The sequence below is a fragment of the Streptomyces sp. NPDC051976 genome (assembly GCF_040680795.1).
Lineage (GTDB): Bacteria > Actinomycetota > Actinomycetes > Streptomycetales > Streptomycetaceae > Actinacidiphila.
This window is the reverse complement of record NZ_JBFAXL010000028.1, coordinates 62,645-84,981: the sequence shown is the minus strand read 5'-3', so window position 1 is coordinate 84,981 and position 22,337 is coordinate 62,645. Positions and strand designations below refer to the sequence as shown.

Genomic DNA, 22,337 nt, shown 5'->3' with positions numbered 1-22,337 from the left:
CAGGGGGGTCGGAGCATGAAGCGCGGAATGGGACGCACAGGGGACGACGGAACCGCCGATTCCATCCGTGGCCACCACACCTCTACAAGCCACCCTGGCAGCTTGTCAATTGACCCCAAATCAGACGCTAAACCTCTTCCGGTGACGTTCTCATCGGACCGAATCCGGAGCCACTGGCATATTCCGGGGCAATGCGATCTCCTGTGAATCATCCGGCGAATCGTTCCCGCACACCGCACACCCCGCACACGACGAGGCGGGAGGCTCCCCGAAGGGCGCCTCCCGCCTGTGCGCGAAAGAGGTGAACGCTACGGCAGGTTGCGCGACATGACGATGCGCTGGACCTGGTTGGTGCCCTCGTAGATCTGGGTGATCTTGGCGTCGCGCATCATGCGCTCGACCGGGTAGTCACGGGTGTAGCCGTAGCCGCCGAGGAGCTGGACGGCGTCGGTGGTGACCTCCATGGCGACGTCGGAGGCGTAGCACTTGGCCGCGGCACCGAAGAAGGTGAGGTCGGAGTCGGTGCGCTCGGACTTGGCGGCGGCGGCGTAGGTGAGCTGGCGGGCGGCCTCCAGCTTCATCGCCATGTCGGCGAGCATGAACTGGATGCCCTGGAACTCCGCGATGGCCTTGCCGAACTGCTTGCGCTCCTTGACGTAGCCCTTGGCGTAGTCGAGGGCGCCCTGGGCGATGCCGAGGGCCTGCGCGGCGATGGTGACGCGGGTGTGGTCGAGGGTCTTCATCGCGGTCGCGAAGCCGGTGCCCTCGTCGCCGATCATGCGGTCGGCCGGGATCCGCACGTTGTCGAAGTAGACCTCGCGGGTGGGCGAGCCCTTGATGCCGAGCTTCTTCTCCGGGGCGCCGAAGGACACACCCTCGTCGTCCTTCTCGACGACGAAGGCGGAGATGCCCTTGGAGCGCTTGTCGGGGTCGGTGACCGCCATGACGGTGTAGTACTCGGAGACGCCCGCGTTGGTGATCCACCGCTTGACGCCGTTGAGCACGTAGAAGTCGCCGTCGCGCACCGCGCGGGTCTTCATGCCCGCCGCGTCCGAGCCCGCCTCGGGCTCGGACAGGCAGTACGAGAACATGCCCTCGGCGCGGGCCAGCGCGCCCAGGTACTTGGCCTTCAGCTCCTCGGAGCCGGACAGCTGTACGGGCAGCGAGCCGAGCTTGTTGACCGCGGGGATGAGGGAGGAGGAGGCGCAGACCCGGGCCACCTCCTCGATCACGATGACCGTGGACAGCGCGTCGGCGCCGGAGCCCTGGTACGCCTCGGGGACGTGCACCGCGTGCAGGTCGTTGGCCTCCAGGGCCTCACGGGCCTCCTGCGGGAAGCGGCCGAGCTCGTCCACCTCGGCGGCGAACGGCGCGATCTTCGCCTCGGCGAGCGACCGCACCGCGTCCCGGAGCATGTCGTGCTCCTCGGAGGTCCGGAAAAGGTCGAAGTCGGAGGATCCGGCCAAGGTGTCTCACTCCCCGCATGCTAACTACCGTTAAGTAACCCACTGATTTTAGGGCCTTACCACCAGTGTGGCCTACGTGACGTTCACGACACCCTGTCACCGAGTTTGTCGATGGTGTGCGTGGCGACGTAGTCGGACATCGTGTCGTTGCGCATCGCCTCCCACAGCTCGGAGCTGCCGTTGGCGTCGAGCAGCACCACGGACTGCTTCTGGATCATGTCGAAGCCGGAGATCGGCGCGTTCATGAAGACCATGTCCGAGGAGCGCACCCCGCGCATGTTCCACACCAGGTTCCGCAGGTCGCTGTTGGAGAGCTTGTCGTCGACGCTGACCACGGACGTCACCTGGTCGAGGGTGTGCTTCAGCTTGAGCGGGTTGGTGAAGGTGCCGCCGGAGAGCATCTTGGACAGGACCGCCCGCAGGAAGTTCTGCTGCCGGTGGGTGCGGTCGAGGTCGCCGCGCGGCAGGCCGTAGCGCTCGCGTACGTAGTCGAGCGCGTCGTCGCCGTTCATGTGGTGGGTGCCCTGGGTCCAGACACCGCCGGGGCCGTTGCGCCGGGAGACCGTCTTGTCGACGGTGATGTCCACGCCGCCGACGGCGTCCGTCAGCTTCTTGAAGCCGCTCCAGTCGATGACGGCCAGGTGGTCGATCTTCACCCTGGTCAGCCGCTGCACGGTGTCGATCAGCAGCGGCGGGCCGCCCCAGGAGAAGGCGGCGTTCAGCTTGGCCTTGCCGTTGCCGGGGATGCTCACCCAGGAGTCGCGCGGCAGCGAGACGACATAGGCGCTCTTGTGGTCGGACGGCAGGTGGACCAGCATCATCGTGTCGCTGCGCTGGGCGCCGCGCTTCCACTCGGGTGCCTTGGCGTCCTTGCCGGTGGTCGGCAGGTCGGAGCGGGCGTCGACGCCGACCAGCAGGAAGGTCTGGCCGCCCTTCGACGGCGGCGGCTGGGCGGCGGCGGGCACATTGGTCGGGAAGGCGTTGGGGATGCGGTCGACGCGGCCGGTGTAGTGCTCGTACGCCCAGTAGCCGGTGCCCGCGATCAGCAGCACTCCCGTGCAGAGCAGGATGAGGGCGCCGTACAGCACCCGGCGGGTACGGCGGCGGCGCCGCGCGCGGCGGTCCGGGGAGTCGGGGTCGGAGGGCTCGGCGGGTTCCGCGGGTTCCGCCGGGTCGGATGGCTCCATCGGAACGGTGGGACCCTCGGTCTCCGCGGGGTCGAGAGCCGGGGCCGCGGGGGCCTCCGCGCGATTTTCCGCCACCTCTTTTGCGCCGGTTTCCCGGGGACCGGGTATGCGGCCCGTGTCGTCCGTCCCCGTGTCCGTCCCGTCGCCTATGTCACTCGTGTCGGCCACGATCGCACCCCACCCCTTAGATCTATGCACGCATTGTGGACCTCCGGCCTCGTGACCACCCCCGGTTTGGTCCACCCGGTGCCGACTATGCTCTGCGCATGCCTCTGAAGCTCACCGTCATCGGCACCGGCTATCTCGGCGCCACCCACGCCGCGGCCATGGCCGAGCTCGGTTTCGACGTCCTGGGACTCGACATCGAACCCCACAAGGTCGAGATGCTGTCACAGGGCCGGGTGCCGATGTACGAGCCCGGTCTGGAGGAGCTGCTGGCCAAGCACGTGGCCGGGTTCGAGGGCTCCAGCGGGCGGCTGCGCTTCACCACCTCCTGGGAGGAGGTCGGCGAGTTCGGCGACGTCCACTTCGTCTGCGTGAACACTCCGCAGAAGCACGGCGAGTACGCCTGCGACATGAGCTACGTGGAGAGCGCCTTCTCGCTGCTCGCCCCGCACCTGCGGCGCCCCGCGCTGGTCGTCGGCAAGTCCACCGTGCCGGTGGGCAGCGCCGCCCGGCTGGCGGCGATGCTCACCGAGCTGGCCCCGGTCGGCGCGGACGCGGAGCTGGCCTGGAACCCGGAGTTCCTGCGGGAGGGCTTCGCGGTCCAGGACACGCTGCACCCGGACCGGATCGTGGTCGGCGTCACCAGTGAACGCGCCGAGTCACTCCTGCGGGAGGTTTACGCCACACCCGTCGCAGAAGGCACGCCGTTCGTGGTCGCCGACTACCCGACGGCCGAGCTGGTGAAGACCGCGGCCAACGCCTTCCTCGCCACCAAGATCTCCTTCATCAACGCCATGGCCGAGGTCAGCGAGGCGGCGGGCGGCGACGTCGCCAAGCTCGCGGAGGCGATCGGCTACGACGACCGGATCGGCGCCAAGTTCCTGCGCGCCGGGATCGGCTTCGGCGGCGGCTGCCTGCCCAAGGACATCCGCGCCTTCATGGCGCGCGCCGGCGAGCTGGGCGCCGACCAGGCACTGACGTTCCTGCGCGAGGTCGACTCGATCAACATGCGGCGGCGCACCCACATGGTGGAGCTGGCACGCGAGGCGGTCGGCGGCGGCAGTTTCCTCGGCTGCCGTATCGCGGTGCTCGGCGCCACCTTCAAGCCCGACTCCGACGACGTACGCGACTCCCCCGCGCTCAACGTCGCCGGGCAGATCCAGCTCCAGGGCGGCCAGGTCACCGTCTACGACCCCAAGGGCATGGACAACGCCCGCCGGCTCTTCCCGACCCTGGGTTACGCGCCCACGGCGCTGGAGGCGGTACGCGGCGCCGACGTCGTGCTGCATCTGACCGAGTGGCGCGAGTTCCGCGAGCTGGACCCGCTGGCGCTGGCCGAGGTGGCGAAGCGACCGCACATCCTCGACGGCCGCAACGCGCTGGACCCGGTGGTCTGGCGGAACGCGGGCTGGACCTTCCGCGCGATGGGCCGCCCGGCGGCGTAGGGCCGGACAGGCCACAGGACGTGCCCGGCGGCGGAGCCGCTCAGCGGGTCCGGTTGCGGTAGGCGCGCATCTTGGCGCGGCTGCCGCAGATCGACATCGTGCACCAGCGGCTGCGCCCCGACGGGCTGCGGTCGTAGTAGACCCAGCGGCACGTGTCGGCGGCGCAGGACTTCAGCCGCTGCCAGGTCCCGTCGGCGACCGCGCCCGCGATGACGGCGGCGAGGTGCGCGGTGAGGCCCGCGGCGCCCGTCAGACCGGGCGCGGGCCGGACGGCGGCAGTGCCCTCGGGGTCGATCACCAGTCGCAGCGGGGCCCTGGAGAGCAGCGCGTCCAGCGCTTCCGTGCTGCCCTGCGGCACATCCGGGCCCGTGTGGGCCTGGCACACATCACGCAGCGCCTCGCGCAGCACCAGGACCTCGGCGAGATCCGCGGCGTCGAAGGGCGCGCCCGCGACGCCGTTCTCCCGCGCCCAGGCCGTCAGCGCGTCGGCGTCGCGCAGTTCGTCGGCGCCGCCTTCGAGGTCGACGGTGTTGACCAGGTCCTGGACCAGCCGCAGCGATCCGGGAGCGGGATGGCGTTCTCCGGGCTGCTCCACCCTTGCCACGTTACCGTCACTCCGGAATGATGAGGTAACCGTTACCGGTACCTCAGCGATAGAGGTAACGGGACGTACGTACGCGGACAGCCCGCCAAGCGAAAGGAAGCCCGACCATGATCGGCAAGCTGAGCGCCGTCGTCCTGGACTGCCCCGACCCCACGGCACTGGCCGGTTTCTACGCCGAACTGGTCGGCGGCACGGTCAAGGTCGAGGACGAGAGCTGGGTCGAGCTGCACCGCGAGGGCGGCCAGCAGATCTCCTTCCAGCTCGCCCCGGCCCTGCGGGCGCCGCGGTGGCCCGACCCGGAGCACCCGCAGCAGTTCCATCTCGACGTCGCCGTGGAGCGCGCCGAACTCGACGCCGCGCAGGACCGGGTCATCGCCCTCGGCGCGACCCTCCTGGAGGGCGACAACGACGGCGAGCGCAACTGGCGCGTCTTCGCGGACCCGGCGGGCCACCCGTTCTGTCTGTGCGCCTGCTGACGGGAGGGAGGCGCCGTCTTCTGACCGTCACCCGGCCGTCCCCTGTCCCTCGGCCGTCCGACGCCGGGGCGACTCCCCGGCGGTGGACGCTGCCCGCGGTACTACGATCGCCGCACGGCGGGACGACCGAGAGCGATGGGCATGGGGGAGCGGCAGGAGCCGGAGGGGCAGCCGGGGGAACCGTCCGGTGAGGTCGCGGGGACACGCCCGGGCGGCCGGCGGCGGTTTCCGCTGCGTACCGTCGCCGGGCTGATACCCGCGCTGCTCGTCGCCGGGTGGATATCCGGGCACTGGTCGCTCATCGCGGCGGGCGGCCACGACCTGCTCGGCGCCCGGCGCGGCTGGCTGCTGGCGGCGCTCGCCGCGACCGGGCTCGGCTGGGTCGCCAACGCCTTCGCCCGCCAGGGCACCGTCATCGAACCGCTGCCGGGCGCCCGGCTGCTGGCCACGCAGTTCGCCGCGACGGCCGCCGGGCAGCTCGCTCCCGCGGGCATCGGCGCGAGCGCGGTCAACCTCCGCTTCCTGCGCACCCAGGGGCTCCCCCTCGTACGGTCGTCGGCCGCGCTCGCGCTGTACTCGCTCGCCGAATCCGTCGGCCGGGTGGCGCTGCTGCTGGTCCTGCTCCTCGCCTTTCCGCACGCGCTCCACCTGCGCGGGCTGCTGCCGGACCGCACCGCGCTGCTGATCTCCGCCGCCGCGCTCGCGGTGGCGGTCTGCGCGGGGGTCGTCGTCCTGGTCTGCGTCCGGCGGCTGCGCGCCGCGGTCACCACCTTCGTGGCCGCCGCGCTCACCGACGCCCGTACCCTGCACGGCCGTCCCTCGCGCGTCCTGGCCCTGTGGGGCGGCTCACTGGCCTTCCCCGCGCTCCAGGCGGCGGGGCTGGCCGCGGTGACGCTGGCGCTCGACATGCCCGTACCGGCCACCCACGCGGCGCTCGCCTATCTGGCCGCGACCTGCCTGGCCACGATGGTGCCCACGCCGGGCGGGCTCGGCTCGGTCGACGCCGCGCTCACCTTCGCCCTGGTCGCCGCGGGCTCCTCCACCGCGACCGCCGCCTCGGCGGTGCTCGGCTTCCGCATCATCACCGTCTGGCTCCCGCTGGTGCCCGCGGCGCTCACGTTGGGGGCACTCGTACGGCGCCGGGTTCTTTGACGTCCTGCGGGGCGCCCGCTCGGGCTGGTCCTCACACGCCGGACGGCAGATTCCTCTTGACGCCGTCCTCGCACCACCCGGCCCCGGCGGGCCGTTCGGGCTTCGCCCGGCTGCGCCGGACTCCGTCCGTCGGTGGAGCCGACGGCAGTCCGTCGGCCGACGCGTGTCCTCACACGCCGGACGGGCTGGATGTTGCCTCTGCCGGGCTGAATTCGCCGTCCAGCGCCGCCAGGGTCGCTACCGACGGGGCGCGGCGGGTGCGGAGGGAGGCGGCGGCCGACTCCGCGTCGCGCAGGACGCGGACGGCGTTGTGCCAGGTGAGTTTGGCGAGGTCGGCGTCGGACCAGTGGCGGCGGAGGAGTTCGGCGACGAGGTGGGGGTAGCCGGCGACGTCGGTGAGGCCGGAGGGGGTGAAGGCGGTGCCGTCGAAGTCGCCGCCGATGCCGAGGTGGTCGATGCCGGCCACCTCGCGCATGTGGTCGAGGTGGTCGGCGACCGTGCCGACGGTGGCGATGGGGCGGGGGTGGGCCGCTTCGTAGGCGCGCTGGACGGCCATGCCCTCGGGGGTGGTGTCGAGGTGGTGGAAGCCCTTGGCGCGCATGTTCTCGTCGGCGGCCAGCGTCCACTCGATGGCCGCCGGGAGGATGAACTTCGGGACGAAGGTGGCCATCGCCACGCCGCCGTTGGCCGGGAGGGCGGCGAGCACGTCGTCGGGGATGTTGCGTACGTGGTCGCAGACGGCGCGCGCCGAGGAGTGCGAGAACAGCACGGGCGCCTCGGCGACCCGCAGCGCGGCGCGCATGGTGTCGGCGGAGACGTGCGAGAGGTCGACGAGCATGCCGAGGCGGTTCATCTCGCGGACGACCTCCTCGCCGAAGGCGGTCAGCCCGCCCGCCGCGGGCTCGTCGGTCGCGGAGTCCGCCCAGGCGGTGTTCTCGTTGTGCGTCAGCGTCATGTAGCGGACGCCGAGGTCGTACAGCGCCCGCAGGGTGGCCAGCGAGTCGTCGATGGAGTGGCCGCCCTCGGCGCCCATCAGGGAGGCGATCCGGCCCTCGGCGCGGGCGGCCTCCATGTCGTCGGCGGTGAGCGCGAGCCGCAGGTCGGCGGGGTAACGCTCGGTCATCCGGCGGACCACGTCGACCTGTTCGAGGGTGGCGGTGACCGCCGCTCCCCCGGTCAGCTCGTTGCTGACGTACACCGACCAGAACTGGCCGCCGACGCCGCCCGCCCGCAGCCGCGGGATGTCGGTGTGCAGCCGGTCGCTCTGGTCGGCGCCGATGTCGAGCCGGTCGAGGTCGTACGAGACCTGCTTGCGCAGTGCCCACGGAAGGTCGTTGTGCCCGTCCACCACGGGGTGTTCGGCGAGCAGTTCGCGGGCCCTGGCCAGCGGATCCATGGAGTGCCTTCCGTCGTCAGGAGTTCAGCGGGTCAGAAGCCGAAACCGGCGGTGCCGGTGACCTTGGCCCGCAGCCGCTTGCCCTTCTCCGTCGCCTGGTCGTTCAGCGACTGCTGGAACTCCCGCATCTTCACCAGCAGTTCGGTGTCGTGCGCGGCGAGCATCCGTACCGCGAGCAGGCCCGCGTTACGGGCGCCCGCGATGGAGACGGTGGCGACGGGTACGCCCGCGGGCATCTGCACGATGGACAGCAGCGAGTCCATGCCGTCCAGGTACTTCAGCGGCACGGGCACGCCGATGACCGGCAGCGGGGTGACGGAGGCGAGCATGCCGGGCAGGTGGGCGGCGCCGCCCGCGCCCGCGATGATCACCTTCAGACCGCGGCCGTCGGCCTGCTCGCCGTAGCCGATCATCTCGCGGGCCATGCGGTGCGCGGACATGACGTCGACCTCGTAGGGCACCTCGAACTCGTCGAGGGCCTGCGCGGCGGCCTCCATCACCGGCCAGTCGGAGTCGGAGCCCATCACGATGCCGACCAGGGGTGGTGTGCTCATTCGTCGATCGTTCCTCGCAGGTAGTCGGCCGCGTGGCGGGCGCGCTCGCGCACGTCGGCCAGGTCGTCGCCGTAGGTGTTGACATGGCCGACCTTACGGCCCGGCTTCACGTCCTTGCCATACATGTGGATCTTCAGGCCGGGGTCGCGGGCCATGCAGTGCAGATAGGCCGCGTACATGTCGGGGTAGTCACCGCCGAGCACGTTGGCCATCACGGTCCAGCGGGCCCGGGGCCGCGGGTCGCCCAGCGGCAGGTCGAGCACGGCGCGCAGGTGGTTGGCGAACTGCGAGGTCGCAGCGCCGTCCATCGTCCAGTGGCCGCTGTTGTGCGGGCGCATCGCCAGTTCGTTGACGAGGATGCCGGGGGTGCCGTCGGCCGCGCGGGTCTCGAACAGCTCGACCGCGAGGTGGCCGACGACGCCGAGCGCGTCGGCGATGGTCAGCGCGAGCTGCTGGGCCTGCGCGGACAGCTCGTCCGGCAGGTCGGGCGCGGGCGCGATCACGGTGTCGCACACGCCGTCGACCTGCACGGACTCCACGACGGGGTACGAGACGGCCTGGCCGTGCGGCGACCGCACGACATTGGCGGCCAGTTCCCGTACGAAGTCGACCTTCACCTCGGCGAGCACCGGGACACCGGCGCGGAAGGGCTCGGCGGCGGCGGTCTCGTCCGGGACCACCCAGACGCCCTTGCCGTCGTAGCCGCCGCGCACGGTCTTCAGCACCACGGGGTAGCCGCCGGTCTCGGCGGCGAAGCGGGTGACGTCGGCCGGGTCGGCGACGATCCGGTTGGCCGGGCAGGGCGCGCCGATCTCCGCGAGCCTGGCCCGCATCACGCCCTTGTCCTGGGCGTGCACCAGTGCGTCAGCACCGGGCCGCACCGCCACCCCCTCGGCTTCCAGTGCGCGCAGGTGCTCCACGGGGACGTGCTCGTGATCGAAGGTGATCACGTCGCAGCCCTCGGCGAAGGCCCGCAGGGTGGCCAGATCGCGGTAGTCGCCGACCACCACGTCGCCGGTGACCTGCGCCGCGCTGTCCTGCGGTGTGTCGCTGAGAATCCTGAACCTGATGCCGAGCGGGATGCCCGCTTCGTGGGTCATACGGGCGAGCTGGCCGCCGCCGACCATGCCGACTACCGGGAATGTCACGTTTTTTCCTGCCGCGGGTGCGGGGGTGGTCCCCCGATGGATGGCACTGTCAGGATATCCACCGTACGACCGCACGATTGACGGCCGTCAATCGCCGTAGGTTTGTACAGCACGGTTAGCATGAGGGGAACACGGGCTGACGTCCCACCCGACCCACCCGACCCCTCACAGACAGGGCCGAGCCACCACCATGAGCCGACCGCAAAGGCTGCGTTCGAAACTTCGGCAGCTGTATCGCGAGATCGCGAAGTTCGGGGCGGTGGGCGGCGCGGGTGTGCTGGTCAACATCGGCGTCTTCAACCTGCTGCGGCACAGCACCGAACTGCAGACCGTACGCGCCAGCATCCTGGCCACCATGGTGTCCATCGTCTTCAACTACGTGGGCTTCCGGTACTTCACCTACCGGGACCGCGACAAGGCGGGCCGCACCAGGGAGCTGAGCCTGTTCCTGCTGTTCAGCGCCATCGGCCTGGTGATCGAGAACGGCGTGCTCTACGCGGCGACGTACGGCTTCGGCTGGGACAGCCAGCTGCAGAGCAACATCTTCAAGTTCGTCGGCATCGGTGTCGCCACCCTCTTCCGCTTCTGGTCCTACCGCACCTGGGTGTTCCGGACGCTGCCCGCCCGCGAGACCGTGGAGCAGGCCGAGGCGTACCTGGCCGCCTCGAAGGCGGCCGAGGCGAAGGCGAAGCCGGGCGTCGACCGCTCCAACTGAGCCGGCCTCACCGCACCTGGGCCGTGCTTATTTGACGACTTTCTCGCGCGGCGGCGGGGGCTGGATCTCCCGGGCCAGGAAGAGCGCGAAGACCGGCGGACGGTGCTGGAGCAGTTCGAGCCGCCCGCCGTCCGCCTCGGCCAGGTCGCGGGCGACCGCGAGACCGAGGCCGGTGGAGTTGCGGCCGCTCACCGTCCGCTCGAAGACCCGTGCGCCCAGGTCGGGCGGCACTCCCCTGCCGTCGTCCGTGACCTCCACGACCGCCTGGTTGCCGGTGGTCCTGGTGTGCAGGGTGACGGTGCCGGCGCCGTGCATCAGCGCGTTCTCGATGAGGGTGGCCAGCACCTGGGCGACGGCCCCCGGGGTGCCGACCGCGCGCAGCCCCCTGGCGCCGGAGAGCACTATGGTGCGGCCCTCGTTGCGGTACGCCGGGCGCCACTCCTCCAGCTGCTGCTTGATGACCTCGTCGACGTCGAAGTCGACGGCGGAGCCGGACCGCGGGTCGCGGGCGTTGGTCAGCAGCCGCTGCACCACGTCGGTGAGCCGTTCGACCTGGCTCAGCGCGATGGTGGCCTCCTCCTTGACCGCGTCCTGGTTGTCGGCGGTGGCCACGATCTCCTCCAGCCGCATGGACAGCGCGGTGAGCGGGGTGCGCAGCTGGTGGGAGGCGTCGGCGGCGAGCCGCCGCTCGGCGGTGAGCATCCGGCCGATCCGCTCGGCGCTGGCGTCCAGCACGTCCGCGATCCGGTCCAGTTCGGGGACGCCGTAGCGGCGGTGCCGCGGGCGCGGGTCGCCGGAGCCGAGGCGCTCCGCGGTCTCGGCGAGGTCGGTGAGCGGGCTGGCCAGCCGTCTGGCCTGCCGTACCGCGAGGGCCACGGCGGCCAGCACCGCGAGCAGCGCGACGGCCAGGATCACCAGCAGGGTGCGGCCGATCTCCTGGCTGACCTTGGACCGCGGTTCCTCGACCAGGACCTGCTCGCCCTGGTCACCGTTCTGCCGGGAGGAGATGACCTTGCCCCGGGGCTTCACCCCGAGGCTGACGTCGGGCTTGCCCGGCACGCTGACGACCGCGTACCGGTCCTCGGCGATCTGCCGGTCGAGCCCCTTCTGGTCGATGCTCTCCCCCGCCAGGATGCGGTTCTCCACGATGCCGACCAGCCGTACCGCCTCCGAGTCGACGCTCTCCTGCGCGCTGTTCTCGATCGTCCGGGTCTCCACGATGACCAGGGAGATCCCGAAGACGGCGATGACGACGAGCACGACGGCGAGCGTGGACGAGATGAGACGGCGGCGCATGGAGGCAGCGTGTCAGTTCTTCTCGAACCGGAAGCCCACGCCGCGCACGGTCGAGATGTACCGGGGGTTGGCGGCGTCGTCACCGAGCTTCTTGCGCAGCCAGGAGATGTGCATGTCCAGCGTCTTGGTGGAGGACCACCAGGTGGTGTCCCACACCTCGCGCATGAGCTGCTCGCGGGTGACGACCCGGCCCGCGTCCCGTACCAGGACCCGCAGCAGGTCGAACTCCTTAGCGGTGAGCTGGAGTTCCTCGTCACCCATCCACGCGCGGTGCGACTCCACGTCGATCCGGACGCCGTGGGTGGCGGGCTGGGCGGGCTCGGTGGTGCCGCGCCGCAGCAGCGCCCGCACCCGGGCCAGCAGTTCGGCCAGCCGGAACGGCTTGGTGACGTAGTCGTCGGCGCCGGCGTCCAGGCCGACGACGGTGTCCACCTCGTCGGCACGGGCGGTCAGCACCAGCACCGGGAAGGTGTGCCCCTCCGTACGGATCCGGCGGCACACGTCCAGGCCGTCCATGCCGGGCAGTCCCAGGTCGAGCACCACCAGGTCGACGGCGCCGAGCAGCGCCGTCTCCAGAGCGGTGGGTCCGTCCTCGCGCACCTCGACCTCGTACCCCTCACGGCGCAAGGCGCGCGCGAGTGGTTCCGAGATGGATGCGTCGTCCTCGGCGAGAAGTACGCGGGTCATGGGCTTGATGGTAGTCCGCACGGGACAGGCGCGATGGGGTGGTGCGGAGAGGCTTGTGAGACACGTCTCAAGTGCCCATATACCACATGTCACGCTGCCATAAGGTAATCAAATTCCTTTAAGCGCGCTCCAGTGTCACCGAGTGCGAATCCCCCACAAAAGGACCTTGATCCATGGCGACCAGCCTGACGAAGGACACCGTCACGCCCGCACGCGGCTCCGGCCCCGGCGGCGGCACGTTCTTCGGCCACCCCCGTGGTCTGGCCACCCTCTTCATGACCGAGATGTGGGAGCGTTTCAGCTTCTACGGGATGCGCGCGCTGCTGCCGCTCTACCTGATCGCCGGCGGTCCGGCCGCGGGCAAGGGCTCGCAGGGCGGCGGCCTGGCGATGACGGCGGCCACCTCGACCGCGATCTACTCGATCTACCTGGCGATGGTGTACCTGCTGGCGATGCCGGGCGGCTGGTTCGGCGACCGCGTCTGGGGCCCGCGCAAGACCGTGACGATCGCGGCGCTGATCATCATGGCCGGGCACCTCACCCTGGCGCTGCCGGGGCAGGCCCCGTTCTTCGCCGGTCTCGGCCTGGTCGCGCTCGGCTCCGGGCTGCTCAAGGCGAACATCTCGACGATGGTCGGCCACCTCTACGACGGCCCCGACGACCCGCGCAGGGACGGCGGGTTCACCGTCTTCTACATGGGCATCAACATCGGCGCCTTCGCCGCGCCCCTGGTGATCGGCACCGTCGGCCAGAACTACAGCTGGCACCTGGGCTTCGCGCTGGCCGCGGCCGGCATGGCGCTCGGCCTGTTCCAGTTCCTGCTCGGCACCCGCCACCTGAGCGCCCGCAGCAGCGTCGTGCCCAAGCCGCTGACCCCGGCGGAGCGCACCTCGGTGCTGCGCAAGGCGGCCTGGTGGCTGACCGCCGCCGCCTTCTTCTACGCGGTGGTCGTCATCAGCGGCGCCTACACGCTGAACTGGGCGCTGGTCCCCATCACCGTCATCGGCCTGGTCATCCCGGTCGGCGTCCTGGTGCGGATCAAGCGCGACCGGGAGCTGTCGGCCGCCGAGCAGTCCAAGATGAGCGGCTACATCTGGTTCTTCGTGGCCGCCGCCGTCTTCTGGATGATCTACGACCAGGGCGGCTCGACCATGTCGATCTTCGGTGACACGAAGGCCAGCGGCAGCCTGCTGGGCGTCCACTTCCCGTCGTCCTGGTACCAGTCGGTGAACCCGCTGTGGGTGATGGCGCTCGCCCCGGTCATCGCCTGGGGCTGGACCTGGCTGGCCCGGCGCAACCAGGAACCCAGCACCACGGTGAAGTTCGCCATGGGCCTGTTCCTGATCGGCGCGTCCTTCTTCGTCTTCGTCGTGCCCATGGCGCTGGCCTCGGGCGGCACCAAGGTCAGCCCGATGTGGCTGGTCACCATCTACATGATCCAGACCGTGGGCGAGCTGTGCCTGTCCCCCGTCGGCCTGTCGGTGACCACCAAGATGGCGCCCGCCAAGTACGGCAGCCAGATGATGGGCGTGTGGTTCCTCGCGGTCACCGCGGGCGACTGCACCACCAGCCTGCTCTCGCTGGCGGGCGTGGACCTGAACGGTACGGGGATGGTGGCGCTGGAAGCGGTGCTGGCCTGTATCGCCGGCTACGCGATCTGGATGTTCCGCGGCCGGATCGTGGCCCTCATGGGCGACGTGCGCTGACGCCGCCCATGTGAGGCTGCCGGGACCAGGCGCCGCCGCGCCGCCCGCCCCCCGCTCAGGTGAGGGGCCACGGGCGGGCGGTGGCGCCCAGCCGGTTCCAGGCGTTGATCACGGTGATCGCCCAGATCAGCTCGGCCAGCTCCGTCTCGCCGAACTGCGCCGCGGCGCGGTCGAAGACCTCGTCGCTGACGTGGCCGTCGGTGAGCCGGGTGACGGCCTCGGTCAGTTCCAGCGCGGCCCGCTCGCGGGCGGTGAAGAACGGCGTCTCGCGCCACACCGGCAGCGCGTAGAGGCGGCGCTCGCTCTCCCCGCCGTCCCGGGCGTCCTTGGAGTGGGTGTCCACGCAGTACGCGCAGCCGTTGAGCTGCGAGGCGCGGGCTCTGACCAGCTCCAGCAGCGGAGGTTCAAGGCTGACCTTGCGGGCGGCGGCGTCGAGCGAGTTCATGGCGCGGGTGATGTGCGGCGCCAGGTCGTCGACCGCGAGGCGGACGGTGGGGACGACGTACTCGGGGGTCTGGGGCTGGGCGGTCTGTGCGGTCTCTGTTGTCATGACAGTGAATCTACGCGGCGAATGGATCCGCGATAAGATCCAGTTTCATGGCTGAATCTTGGCCCACTTCGCCCATGGATCCGGAGCCGGAAGCCGGGAGCGAGCCCGGAAGCGAGCCCGGATCGGAAGCCGGTTCCGGGCCCGGGTCCGGCGTGGATCTCCACCTCGACCTGGGGACCGACGGCTCCGGCGGCAGCGGCGGGCGCCGGGTGGCGCTGGAGCGCGCGCTGCGGGACGCCGTGCGCTCCGGGCGGCTCGCGCCGCGCACCCGGCTGCCCTCCACCCGGAAGCTGGCCGCCGAGACCGGGCTGTCCCGCGGCACCGTCAAGGCCGCCTACGACCAGCTGACCGCCGAGGGCTATCTCACCGCCCGGCAGGGCTCCGGCACGGTGGTGGCCGACCGCCCGGCGCCACGGCGGAAGACCGCGACGGGCGGCCGGGAGACCCGTACCCCCCGCTACGACCTGCGCCCCGGCAGCCCCGACGTCACGACCTTCCCCACCTCGGCCTGGCTGCGCTCCAGCCGCCGCGCGCTGTCCGCCGCGGCGTCCGGGGCCTTCGACTACGGCGACCCGCGCGGCCGGATCGAGCTGCGGACGGCGCTGGCCGAGTATCTGGGCAGGGCCCGCGGGGTGCTCGCCGACCCGGAGCGGATCGTCATCACCTCCGGCTATGTGCAGGCGCTGTCGCTGCTGGTCGGCGTGGCCGGGCGGGGCGCTCCCCCGGTGTTCGCGATGGAGGACCCCGGGCTGCCCTTCCACCGCGAGGTGGTGCGCAGGAACGGCGGCGTCGTCGTCCCGCTGCCCACCGACGAGTTGGGCGCCCGTGCCGAGGCGCTGGCCGGTCCCGGGGACGGCGGTGGCGGGACGCGGGCCGACGCGGTGGTGGTGACCCCGGCCCACCAGTACCCGACCGGCGTCGCCCTGCACCCCTCCCGCCGCCTCGCGCTGACCGCGTGGGCCCGCGAGACCGGTGGGCTGATCGTCGAGGACGACTACGACGGCGAGTTCCGCTACGACCGGCAGCCGGTGGGCGCTCTGCAGGGCATGGCCCCCGACCAGGTCGTCTATGTGGGCACCGCGTCCAAGACGCTCGGCCCGGCGCTGCGGCTCGGCTGGATGGTGCTGCCGCCGCAGTGGGTCGAGCCGGTCAGCGAGGCGAAGCTCTACACCGACTTCCACACCGGCGCCGTGGGCCAGTTGACGCTCGCCGACCTGATCACCGGCCACGCCTACGACCGGCATGTACGCGCCTGCAGGCTGCGCTACCGGCGCCGCCGCGACCTGCTGGTGTCACGGCTGGCCGCCGCGGAGGAGTTCCCGCTGCGCGGGGTCGCCGCGGGACTGCAGGCCCTGGTCGGACTCCCCGAGGACGGTCCCGCCGAGGCCGACGTGCTGCGCTGGGCGGCACGGCAGGGCCTGGCCCTGGGCTCCTTCAGCGACCACTGGCACACCGCGGCCGACGACCGCCCCGAAGGGCTGATCGTCGGCTACGGCACACCGGGTGAGGGCGCCTATCCCCGCGCCCTCGACATCCTGGCCCGGGTGCTGGGCACCGACTGACGCACGGTCCGCGTCCCGGGCCGGGTCCCGGTCAGCGGCGCAGGCGGCGCCACGGGGTGAAGGTGAGGACGGCCGCTCCCAGCAGGAGGACGGACGCGGCGACGTAACCGAGCGCCTGGAGCGACCCGTTGCCGTCGGCGCCGGTCTCGGCGAGGCCGCCGCCGGTCGCGCCGCCGGACGTCGTCGTCGCGCCGGTGCTGCCGCCGGAGGTGGTGGTCGAGCCGGTGGTGCCGCCGCCCGGCGCCGCGGTGACGTCGAGGGTGAGCGAGACGGGCGCGGCCTTGGTGGGCGTACAGGTGGCGACCGCGGTGCCGCCCTGGGTCAGCTTGATGACGAGGACACCGGGACTGAGCGTCATCTTGCCGGTCAGCGCCGGTACGAGGCGGCCCTTGATGTCGTCGATGGTGATCGGCGCGTTCTGCGCGAACGCCGTGCTGTTCGGCGACCCGGTGAACGTCACGGAGGCGGACTTCGCGCCGCCGAGCAGGACGGTGATGCTCGGCGTGATCATGCCCTTGCTGATCGGGGACGGGCTGTCCATGACGCTGTTGCCGAACTTCACGGTGACGTCGTAGCCGCTGGTCGCCTTGGTCGCGTCGATCTCCACCTTGGAGGTGGCCGACTTGTCGCCGATCAGCGTCTTGCAGGCGTAGGGGACGGCCACCGACGTGCCCTTGTGCACGGTCCCGACGGGGTCACCGCCGCTGCCGCCGCCCGTGCTGCCGCCGGTCGTACCGCCGGAGGTCGTACCGCCCGACGTCGTACCGCCGCTGGCCGAACCGCCGGAGGTGCCTCCCGAGGTGCCACCCGATGTGCCGCCCGTGCCGTCGGTGACCTTGATCGTGACGGCGGGCGGGACGGTGGCGGTGGGCTTGCAGGAGGTGTCGGTGGAGATCGGGTAGCTGACGTTGATGTTGTAGGCGCCCGGGGAGAGGGTGACGTTGCCCGCCTTGGTGAGGGTGAGCGTCCCCGTCATGTCGGAGAGCTTCATCTCGCTGTTCTTGGGAATCGCCGGGTTCTTGCGCGGCCCCTGGACGTCGAGGGTGCCGGTCTGCGCGCCGCTGACGGTGATCTTCCCCGAAGGCTGCACCTTGTCGGCGGGCAGATCGATGATGTTCGGGTTCTTGGAGGCCGCCTGGACGGTCTTCCAGGTCACGGTGATCTTGTCGCCGACCTTGGCGGTGGCGGGCGCGGTGATGTCCGCCTTGGTGGTCCCGTTGATCGGCGGGAGGCCGGAGGCGGACGGGGGGATGCACTGCGTCGCGAAGTCGGACTCGGCTGCCTGGGCGTGGCCCGAGGCGATCAGCACCGAGCCACCACCGAGCAGCAGGGCCACACCGGCCGCGGATGCGGTTCGTCGTAGCGTCACGAGCTTCCTTTCGAGGGTGGGCGTTCGTCGTGGTCCGGTGCGGACGTACGAAGGGCGGGCAGGGCGTCATGGGTGAACCAGGGCAGCGTCTCGACGGCCTCGGCGAGGGGTGCGGCGGCCGGTGGTGGCGGCTGCTGCGGATGGGGTCGCGGCGCGAGTCGTCTGCGCGGCGCAGACAATTGCCCGAGGAATCCGCTGCGCGGCGCAGCCGATTCCCCCGGCGCTCCCCCCGGGGCACGCGACGGCAGGTACGCCCGCAGAGCCGCCGGGTGCCAGGCGGCGGCCCGGCCGCGCCGGTGCCCGCCCGCGCTCCCGCGCGCCCCGCTCCCCCCGGGCTCCGGCGCCCGCGGCGCCCGCGGCCGCAGGCGGTCCACCACCAGCATCCCGACGCGGAAGACCGCGGCTGGGACCACCAGGAAGAGCAGGATCCAGAAGAGCGTGACGCCCCAGGGCCGCCCGACCGACCACGGCTCGCTGACGAGCTGCCGGCCGCCGTAGCGCAGCCGTACGGTGTAGCCGCCGTGCGCGCCCGAGCTGAGTTCGACGGGGAAGGCGATCTTCGCCTCGCCGCCCGGGGCGACCGTGCCGTGCCACTGCCGCCGGTCCCACTGCGGGCCGTAGACGCCGTGCGCGGTGCCGATGTCGAAGAACGGGTCCTTGACGGGTGCGGAGCCCAGGTTGCCGACGGTGAACTCCAAAGTCCGCTTGGCGGGCGCGCCGAACCAGGTGAGCAGCCCGCTGCCGCCGCGCAGCCGCGCGGTGAGTACGGCGATCCGCCCGGTGCCGGTCTGAGCGGGCAGCGGCGCCACGGGGTGGCCGGTGACGGTGAACGGGGCGTCCACGGTGAGCTGTTCGCCGGTCACCGTGGACACGTGGATCACGCACGGGCACGGCTTCGGCGGCGCGGCGACCGGCAGTTGGCGGCTGAACCTGCCCGCGCTGTCGGTGGTGGCGGCCCGCCCGGTGGCGTTGGCGCACGCGTTGGTGCCGCCGATCGCGTTCTGTCCGCACAGCAGGATCGCCAGCAGGGTGCCGGGCTTCCAGCCGGCCCCGGTGACGGTGACGGTCCCGCCGGGCCGGGCCGCGGCGGGCGCGGCCGCCACCGTGGGGGTGGCGGCGGCTGCGGCCGGGACCGCGGCGGCCAGCGGCGCCACGAGCAGCACGAGGCAACCGCCCACGGCGTACGCGAGCCGCACCAGCCGCCGAAAGGCGGTCGCGGATGCCCGCGCGGAAGCCCGAGCCGGTCGCGGTGTCTGTACCCGGGCCGTCGTCGGGGCCGCGGCCTGTGCCGGGACCGGTGCCTTTGCCCGCGCCGGCGGCAGCGCCTGTCGGGTGGTGCCGTTCACGCGCGCCTCAACTCCCGCTCGCCGCCGCGCCGATGACTTCGGTCTCCGGCTCCTCGGCGGTCTCCCGAGCCGGGCGGGCGCGCCGGCGGCGGCGCAGGACGTACCAGCCGAGCAGCGCCGCGAGCCCCGCGACGACGAGGCCGACCGCGAGCCAGGGGGCGGCGAGGTAGGAGGCGGCGGCGCTCTCGTGGACGCCGCCGGCGGCGGTGGTGACCGTCAGGTGGACGGTCACGCGGTCGAGCGCCGGGGCGCCCGCCCACTTCTCGGTGAGGCTGACCTGCTGGCCGGGCAGCAGCTCCAACGGCAGGTCGCGGGCGGCCCGGTTGAGCAGGGTGCGGCCGAACAGCCCGGTGGCCCTGACGGCCAGCCGCGGTGAGAGCGTCACATTGCCGCGGTTGACCAGCGTGTAGTGGATGGTGGCGGCGGTGCCGCCGGTGCCGGGCAGCCAGGGGCTGCCGTGCGAGACGGTGACGTGCTCGACGGACAGGGCGGCCAGGCTCGGCCCGCCGACCCGCAGGTAGACGCGGGCGCCGACCGCGCGGCGGACGCCGACGGCCACACTGCCCGAGCCCTTCTCGGTCTGCGTGTCGAGCGCGACGATCGCGCCGGGGTGGTCCCCGGGTGAGGCGCCGGCCGGGACGGTGAGGGTGAAGGGGATGTCGGCCCGGGTGCGGGCGGGCACGGTGAGCGTGTTCTTCGCGAGCCGGATCCAGGAACCGACGTCGCGATTGGTCTCGTCGGGACCTCGTACGGCGAAGCCGCCGTCGCGCGGGGTGTTGTACGCGTCGGCGCCGTACACCTGGAAGGTCATCGGGTCGTTGGAGAGGTTGGAGACCGACACCTTGTCCTTGACGGTGGTGCCGGGGTCGGCCTGGAGCGTGAAGAACTGCCGCTCCTGGCCGGTGGCGCTCTTGTCGGCCGCTCCGGCCGCCGGGGCGGGGAAGACCGACCAGCGGCCGTTGTCCGCGGCGGCGGCCGGGCCTGCGGCCGGACCGAGGAGAGTGGCGAGGCCGAGCAGTGCGAGCGCGGCGATGGTGCGCGGGCTCGCGTACGCCGTACGACCAGATCGGGCCGGTGGCATCCTCGTCATCTCCCTCGGTCGGCGATATCTGACTGTGCGTCAGGTCAGGGTCAGGGTCAAGACTCCGGAGTAGTTTCCGGCGGAGCTGAACCGCGCCACGTCCAGTGAGAGCTGGGCGTCGACGGTGAACTGGCCGCCGGTCGCGGTGGAGTCGGGCGCGGAGGCCAGGGTGGCTCCCGTGGAGCCGACCGGGCCCGCGGTGCCCGCGGCGCACGTGCTGGGGCTGCCCTGCGCGGTCGCGCAGGCGGGGGTCCAACTGAGCTTGTCCGCGCTGATCTTCGTGCCGCCGGGACCGGTGAAGTCGCTGACCTTGCCGGTGAGCGACCAACCGGTGGCGCCGCCGCGGTAGTCCTTGACGGTGACGGTCTGGAGCGCCCCGGTGGAGTTGCCGCCGTCGCCGAAGTCGACCGCGGTCATGGTGACGGCGTCCCCGGCCTGGGTCATCGACAGCGATCCGGGGCTGACCGACGCGGTGAGCTTCTGCGCGCCGGGCGGCACCGGGGTGTTGTCGTTGACCGTGTAGCCGGCGGGCCCCGCGGCGGTCGCGGGGTCGTACGAGGCGCCCTCGTAGGCCACGATGCCGGTGGTCGTCTTGTCGTTGACCGTGAGCGTGGCCGAGAAGCCGCCGGAGGCGTCGGCGGTGGCCGTGGCCTTGTCGGCCGTCTGGTTGGCGCCCGAGCGGCCCGCGAGGGTGACGGTGGCACCCGCCGTGAAGTGGCTGCCGGTCACCGTGACACCGGCGCCCGGGTCGCCCGAGGTCGAACCGAGCGCGATGGCACGGTTGTTGACCGGTACGGAGCTGCCCGCGGTGACGGTCTCGGAGACCGGCGCGGGCGGGTTAGTCACCGTGCAGACGGTGTCCAGCTCCAGCACGTAGCTGGTGTGGATGGTGTAGTCACCGGGCGACAGGGTGATCGCCCCGGCGGACCCGGCCACGAAGCTGCCCGTCATGACCAGCGGCGGGAAGGCGCCCTTGCCGGGGAGCGGCGGGTTGCTCTTGGGCCCGGTCACCGCGATCGTGCCGGTCTGCGCGCCGCCGAGCACCACGACCGCGTGCGGCGTGACCACGTCGGCGGGCAGCGCGATGTCGGTCGGGTTGCTCGCCGCCGCCTGGCTGAGTGTGTACGTGACGTGGACGGTGTCGCCGACGTTCGGCGTGGTGTTGTCCACCGTGATCGAGGCGGTGGAGGTGCCGTCGATGGGCGGCAGCCCCGCCACCGCGGGCGGTATGCAGTGCGTGGCGAAGTTCACCGGTGTGCTGGCGTGCGCGGGCGCCGCGAGCAGCGTGCCCCCGCCGACGGCGAGCGCCGCGGCCCCCACGACGGCTGCGAGCCGTCGCCCCACTAAAGCCGATCTTCGTGAAACAGCGATCATTTCGTCCCCTTGATCCACATATATGGCGCAGTACCGTGATGTGTCTGCGCGCCGACGGTCGTCATTGAGGCCGGGCGATCAAGAGAAGTCAATGGCGGTGGTCGACTGTTTTTGACGGCCCGTCAGATACGGTGTCCGGCCCGGCGGGTCAGCCAGAGCGCGCCACCGGCTCCGACCAGCAGCACCGTGCCGCCGAGCGTGCCGAGCGCGAGCACCCCGTCGCCGGAGCCGGTCTGGGCCAGGTTGTCGTTGCCGCCACCGGTACCACTGCCTCCGCTCGTGGCCCCGCCACTCCCGCCGCCACCGGCGGCCTTGACCGTGAGCGTCAGGGAGGGTCCCGGCTTGGGGCTGGCGGTGCAGGTCGTGGTGGTGGCCAGCGCCACGATGGTGAGCACACCCGGGGTGAAGGTGACCTGGCCACTGGCCTTGGGCGTGTACGTACCCGACAGGTCGGTGATCTTGATCGGGGTGTTGGCCGGGATCGGCGCCGGGTTGGACGAGCCGGTCACGGTGACCGAGCCGTGCTCGGCGCCGCCGAGCAGGATCGTGGCGTGCGGCTTCATCGCCCCCTTGCCCAGCTCGATCGGACTGGACGAGACGCCCTTCTGGAACGTCATCGTCAGGTGGTACGACGAGCCGCTCGGCGTGGCCGTGATGTCGATCGGCGAGACGGCGCTCTTGGGCCCGATCGGTGTGGCGCAGTGGTAGCTGACGTTCACGGTGGCCGCCTGCGCGGGCGGCGCGCCGCTGAGCACCACCGCCCCCGCCGTCGCCACCACCGCCCCCAGCGAAACCGCACTGATCCTTCGCATCGGCCCAACTCCCTCCGCCACCCGCACGGGCAGAACTGACGGCACATCAGATTTGGCGCCTGAGGGTACGCCGGTGACCGTGGAGAAGGAAGAGAAGCGAAGCGCTTCGCGGCGCGGCGGACGAGGGACGGCCGCGTGCCCGTACGACGAGCGGCGGCGGCCGTCGGCGCCCGATCGGACAGGAGCGGCTACCGGGCCGCAGCGGACGCGGACATCAGGCCGCAAGGACGGCCCGGGTCGAGGGCC

Annotated in this window: 20 protein-coding genes; 6 read left to right on the top strand and 14 right to left on the bottom strand. The window is 71.9% G+C overall.

Translation table 11 applies throughout. From position 1 onward, the window contains the following. Positions 1-308: 308 nt before the first annotated feature. Complete coding sequence (locus AB0M29_RS25800; RefSeq protein WP_365386519.1) at positions 309-1,466, bottom strand: acyl-CoA dehydrogenase family protein; 1,158 nt, start codon at positions 1,464-1,466, stop codon at positions 309-311. Between the two features lie 83 nt (positions 1,467-1,549). Further along, entirely contained in the window at positions 1,550-2,653 is a 1,104-nt protein-coding gene (locus AB0M29_RS25795; RefSeq protein ID WP_365386516.1) for an LCP family protein, read from the bottom strand. Positions 2,654-2,919: 266 nt separating this feature from the next. Between AB0M29_RS25795 and AB0M29_RS25790 the strand changes: the two genes are divergently transcribed. Continuing rightward, complete coding sequence (locus AB0M29_RS25790) at positions 2,920-4,263, top strand: UDP-glucose/GDP-mannose dehydrogenase family protein (RefSeq protein ID WP_365386513.1); 1,344 nt, start codon at positions 2,920-2,922, stop codon at positions 4,261-4,263. 40 nt (positions 4,264-4,303) lie between these two features. Here AB0M29_RS25790 and AB0M29_RS25785 read toward each other — a convergent pair whose 3' ends face one another. Next, entirely contained in the window at positions 4,304-4,858 is a 555-nt protein-coding gene (locus AB0M29_RS25785) for a CGNR zinc finger domain-containing protein (protein WP_365386510.1), read from the bottom strand. Positions 4,859-4,974: 116 nt separating this feature from the next. On the opposite strand from AB0M29_RS25785, the gene AB0M29_RS25780 reads away from it, so the two are divergent. Together AB0M29_RS25780 and AB0M29_RS25775 are read left to right on the top strand one after the other, a co-directional pair. Further along, positions 4,975-5,343, top strand: a complete 369-nt coding sequence (locus tag AB0M29_RS25780; RefSeq protein WP_365386507.1) for a VOC family protein — start codon at positions 4,975-4,977, stop codon at positions 5,341-5,343. Positions 5,344-5,484: 141 nt separating this feature from the next. After that, on the top strand, positions 5,485-6,495 hold the full coding sequence (locus AB0M29_RS25775) for a lysylphosphatidylglycerol synthase domain-containing protein (RefSeq protein ID WP_365386505.1): 1,011 nt from the start codon (positions 5,485-5,487) through the stop codon (positions 6,493-6,495). A 169-nt stretch (positions 6,496-6,664) separates the two neighbouring features. Here AB0M29_RS25775 and AB0M29_RS25770 read toward each other — a convergent pair whose 3' ends face one another. From AB0M29_RS25770 to AB0M29_RS25760, 3 genes are read right to left on the bottom strand one after another with little or no spacing between them, the layout of a single operon-like run. Further along, positions 6,665-7,891 (bottom strand): dipeptidase, encoded by a 1,227-nt coding sequence (locus tag AB0M29_RS25770; protein WP_365386503.1) that lies wholly within the window; start codon positions 7,889-7,891, stop codon positions 6,665-6,667. A gap of 32 nt (positions 7,892-7,923) precedes the next feature. Then, on the bottom strand, positions 7,924-8,445 hold the full coding sequence (purE, locus tag AB0M29_RS25765; RefSeq protein ID WP_365386501.1) for a 5-(carboxyamino)imidazole ribonucleotide mutase: 522 nt from the start codon (positions 8,443-8,445) through the stop codon (positions 7,924-7,926). Beyond that, complete coding sequence (locus AB0M29_RS25760; RefSeq protein ID WP_365386585.1) at positions 8,442-9,572, bottom strand: 5-(carboxyamino)imidazole ribonucleotide synthase; 1,131 nt, start codon at positions 9,570-9,572, stop codon at positions 8,442-8,444. The genes purE and AB0M29_RS25760 overlap by 4 nt, the downstream gene beginning before the upstream one ends. 211 nt (positions 9,573-9,783) lie before the next feature. Here AB0M29_RS25760 and AB0M29_RS25755 point away from each other — a divergent pair, with 211 nt between their 5' ends. Next, on the top strand, positions 9,784-10,308 hold the full coding sequence (locus AB0M29_RS25755; RefSeq protein ID WP_365386499.1) for a GtrA family protein: 525 nt from the start codon (positions 9,784-9,786) through the stop codon (positions 10,306-10,308). Positions 10,309-10,335: 27 nt separating this feature from the next. On the opposite strand, the gene AB0M29_RS25750 is transcribed toward AB0M29_RS25755, so the two are convergent. Continuing rightward, a complete protein-coding gene (locus tag AB0M29_RS25750; protein WP_365386496.1) occupies positions 10,336-11,604 on the bottom strand; it encodes an ATP-binding protein in 1,269 nt (422 codons plus the stop codon). Positions 11,605-11,616: 12 nt separating this feature from the next. Further along, positions 11,617-12,291, bottom strand: coding sequence for a response regulator transcription factor (locus tag AB0M29_RS25745; protein ID WP_365386493.1), 675 nt, complete (start codon positions 12,289-12,291; stop codon positions 11,617-11,619). A 173-nt stretch (positions 12,292-12,464) separates the two neighbouring features. On the opposite strand from AB0M29_RS25745, the gene AB0M29_RS25740 reads away from it, so the two are divergent. Continuing rightward, entirely contained in the window at positions 12,465-13,997 is a 1,533-nt protein-coding gene (locus tag AB0M29_RS25740; RefSeq protein ID WP_365386491.1) for an oligopeptide:H+ symporter, read from the top strand. 55 nt (positions 13,998-14,052) lie between these two features. Here the strand turns inward: AB0M29_RS25740 and AB0M29_RS25735 are convergent, their stop codons facing one another. Then, positions 14,053-14,547, bottom strand: coding sequence for a carboxymuconolactone decarboxylase family protein (locus AB0M29_RS25735; protein ID WP_365386488.1), 495 nt, complete (start codon positions 14,545-14,547; stop codon positions 14,053-14,055). A 152-nt stretch (positions 14,548-14,699) separates the two neighbouring features. On the opposite strand from AB0M29_RS25735, the gene AB0M29_RS25730 reads away from it, so the two are divergent. Next, positions 14,700-16,109, top strand: coding sequence for a PLP-dependent aminotransferase family protein (locus AB0M29_RS25730; RefSeq protein WP_365386485.1), 1,410 nt, complete (start codon positions 14,700-14,702; stop codon positions 16,107-16,109). Positions 16,110-16,140: 31 nt separating this feature from the next. Here the strand turns inward: AB0M29_RS25730 and AB0M29_RS25725 are convergent, their stop codons facing one another. The 5 genes from AB0M29_RS25725 to AB0M29_RS25705 all read right to left on the bottom strand — a co-directional run bounded on the left by AB0M29_RS25725 (position 16,141) and on the right by AB0M29_RS25705 (position 22,091). Continuing rightward, positions 16,141-17,478, bottom strand: a complete 1,338-nt coding sequence (locus tag AB0M29_RS25725; protein ID WP_365386482.1) for a hypothetical protein — start codon at positions 17,476-17,478, stop codon at positions 16,141-16,143. Further along, positions 17,475-18,641 carry a neocarzinostatin apoprotein domain-containing protein gene (locus AB0M29_RS25720; RefSeq protein ID WP_365386480.1) on the bottom strand — a complete coding sequence of 389 codons (1,167 nt, stop codon included), beginning with the start codon at positions 18,639-18,641 and terminating at the stop codon, positions 17,475-17,477. The genes AB0M29_RS25725 and AB0M29_RS25720 overlap by 4 nt, the downstream gene beginning before the upstream one ends. Before the next feature lie 190 nt (positions 18,642-18,831). Then, positions 18,832-19,905 (bottom strand): DUF916 domain-containing protein, encoded by a 1,074-nt coding sequence (locus AB0M29_RS25715; RefSeq protein ID WP_365386478.1) that lies wholly within the window; start codon positions 19,903-19,905, stop codon positions 18,832-18,834. A gap of 39 nt (positions 19,906-19,944) precedes the next feature. Continuing rightward, a complete protein-coding gene (locus AB0M29_RS25710) occupies positions 19,945-21,279 on the bottom strand; it encodes a beta-xylosidase (RefSeq protein ID WP_365386476.1) in 1,335 nt (444 codons plus the stop codon). A gap of 122 nt (positions 21,280-21,401) precedes the next feature. Then, positions 21,402-22,091, bottom strand: a complete 690-nt coding sequence (locus tag AB0M29_RS25705; RefSeq protein WP_365386475.1) for a peptidase — start codon at positions 22,089-22,091, stop codon at positions 21,402-21,404. Between the last annotated feature and the right edge of the window lie 246 nt (positions 22,092-22,337).

What these genes read in the sequence shown, in the direction of transcription:
- AB0M29_RS25795 (WP_365386516.1), bottom strand. Translation starts at nt 2,653, where the DNA reads ATGGAGCCATCCGACCCGGCGGAACCCGCGGAACCCGCCGAGCCCTCC.
- AB0M29_RS25790 (WP_365386513.1), top strand. Translation starts at nt 2,920, where the DNA reads ATGCCTCTGAAGCTCACCGTCATCGGCACCGGCTATCTCGGCGCCACC.
- AB0M29_RS25780 (WP_365386507.1), top strand. Translation starts at nt 4,975, where the DNA reads ATGATCGGCAAGCTGAGCGCCGTCGTCCTGGACTGCCCCGACCCCACG.
- AB0M29_RS25775 (WP_365386505.1), top strand. Translation starts at nt 5,485, where the DNA reads ATGGGGGAGCGGCAGGAGCCGGAGGGGCAGCCGGGGGAACCGTCCGGT.
- AB0M29_RS25770 (WP_365386503.1), bottom strand. Translation starts at nt 7,891, where the DNA reads ATGGATCCGCTGGCCAGGGCCCGCGAACTGCTCGCCGAACACCCCGTG.
- purE (WP_365386501.1), bottom strand. Translation starts at nt 8,445, where the DNA reads ATGAGCACACCACCCCTGGTCGGCATCGTGATGGGCTCCGACTCCGAC.
- AB0M29_RS25760 (WP_365386585.1), bottom strand. Translation starts at nt 9,572, where the DNA reads ATGGTCGGCGGCGGCCAGCTCGCCCGTATGACCCACGAAGCGGGCATC.
- AB0M29_RS25755 (WP_365386499.1), top strand. Translation starts at nt 9,784, where the DNA reads ATGAGCCGACCGCAAAGGCTGCGTTCGAAACTTCGGCAGCTGTATCGC.
- AB0M29_RS25750 (WP_365386496.1), bottom strand. Translation starts at nt 11,604, where the DNA reads ATGCGCCGCCGTCTCATCTCGTCCACGCTCGCCGTCGTGCTCGTCGTC.
- AB0M29_RS25745 (WP_365386493.1), bottom strand. Translation starts at nt 12,291, where the DNA reads ATGACCCGCGTACTTCTCGCCGAGGACGACGCATCCATCTCGGAACCA.
- AB0M29_RS25740 (WP_365386491.1), top strand. Translation starts at nt 12,465, where the DNA reads ATGGCGACCAGCCTGACGAAGGACACCGTCACGCCCGCACGCGGCTCC.
- AB0M29_RS25735 (WP_365386488.1), bottom strand. Translation starts at nt 14,547, where the DNA reads ATGACAACAGAGACCGCACAGACCGCCCAGCCCCAGACCCCCGAGTAC.
- AB0M29_RS25715 (WP_365386478.1), bottom strand. Translation starts at nt 19,905, where the DNA reads ATGCCACCGGCCCGATCTGGTCGTACGGCGTACGCGAGCCCGCGCACC.
- AB0M29_RS25710 (WP_365386476.1), bottom strand. Translation starts at nt 21,279, where the DNA reads ATGATCGCTGTTTCACGAAGATCGGCTTTAGTGGGGCGACGGCTCGCA.
- AB0M29_RS25705 (WP_365386475.1), bottom strand. Translation starts at nt 22,091, where the DNA reads ATGCGAAGGATCAGTGCGGTTTCGCTGGGGGCGGTGGTGGCGACGGCG.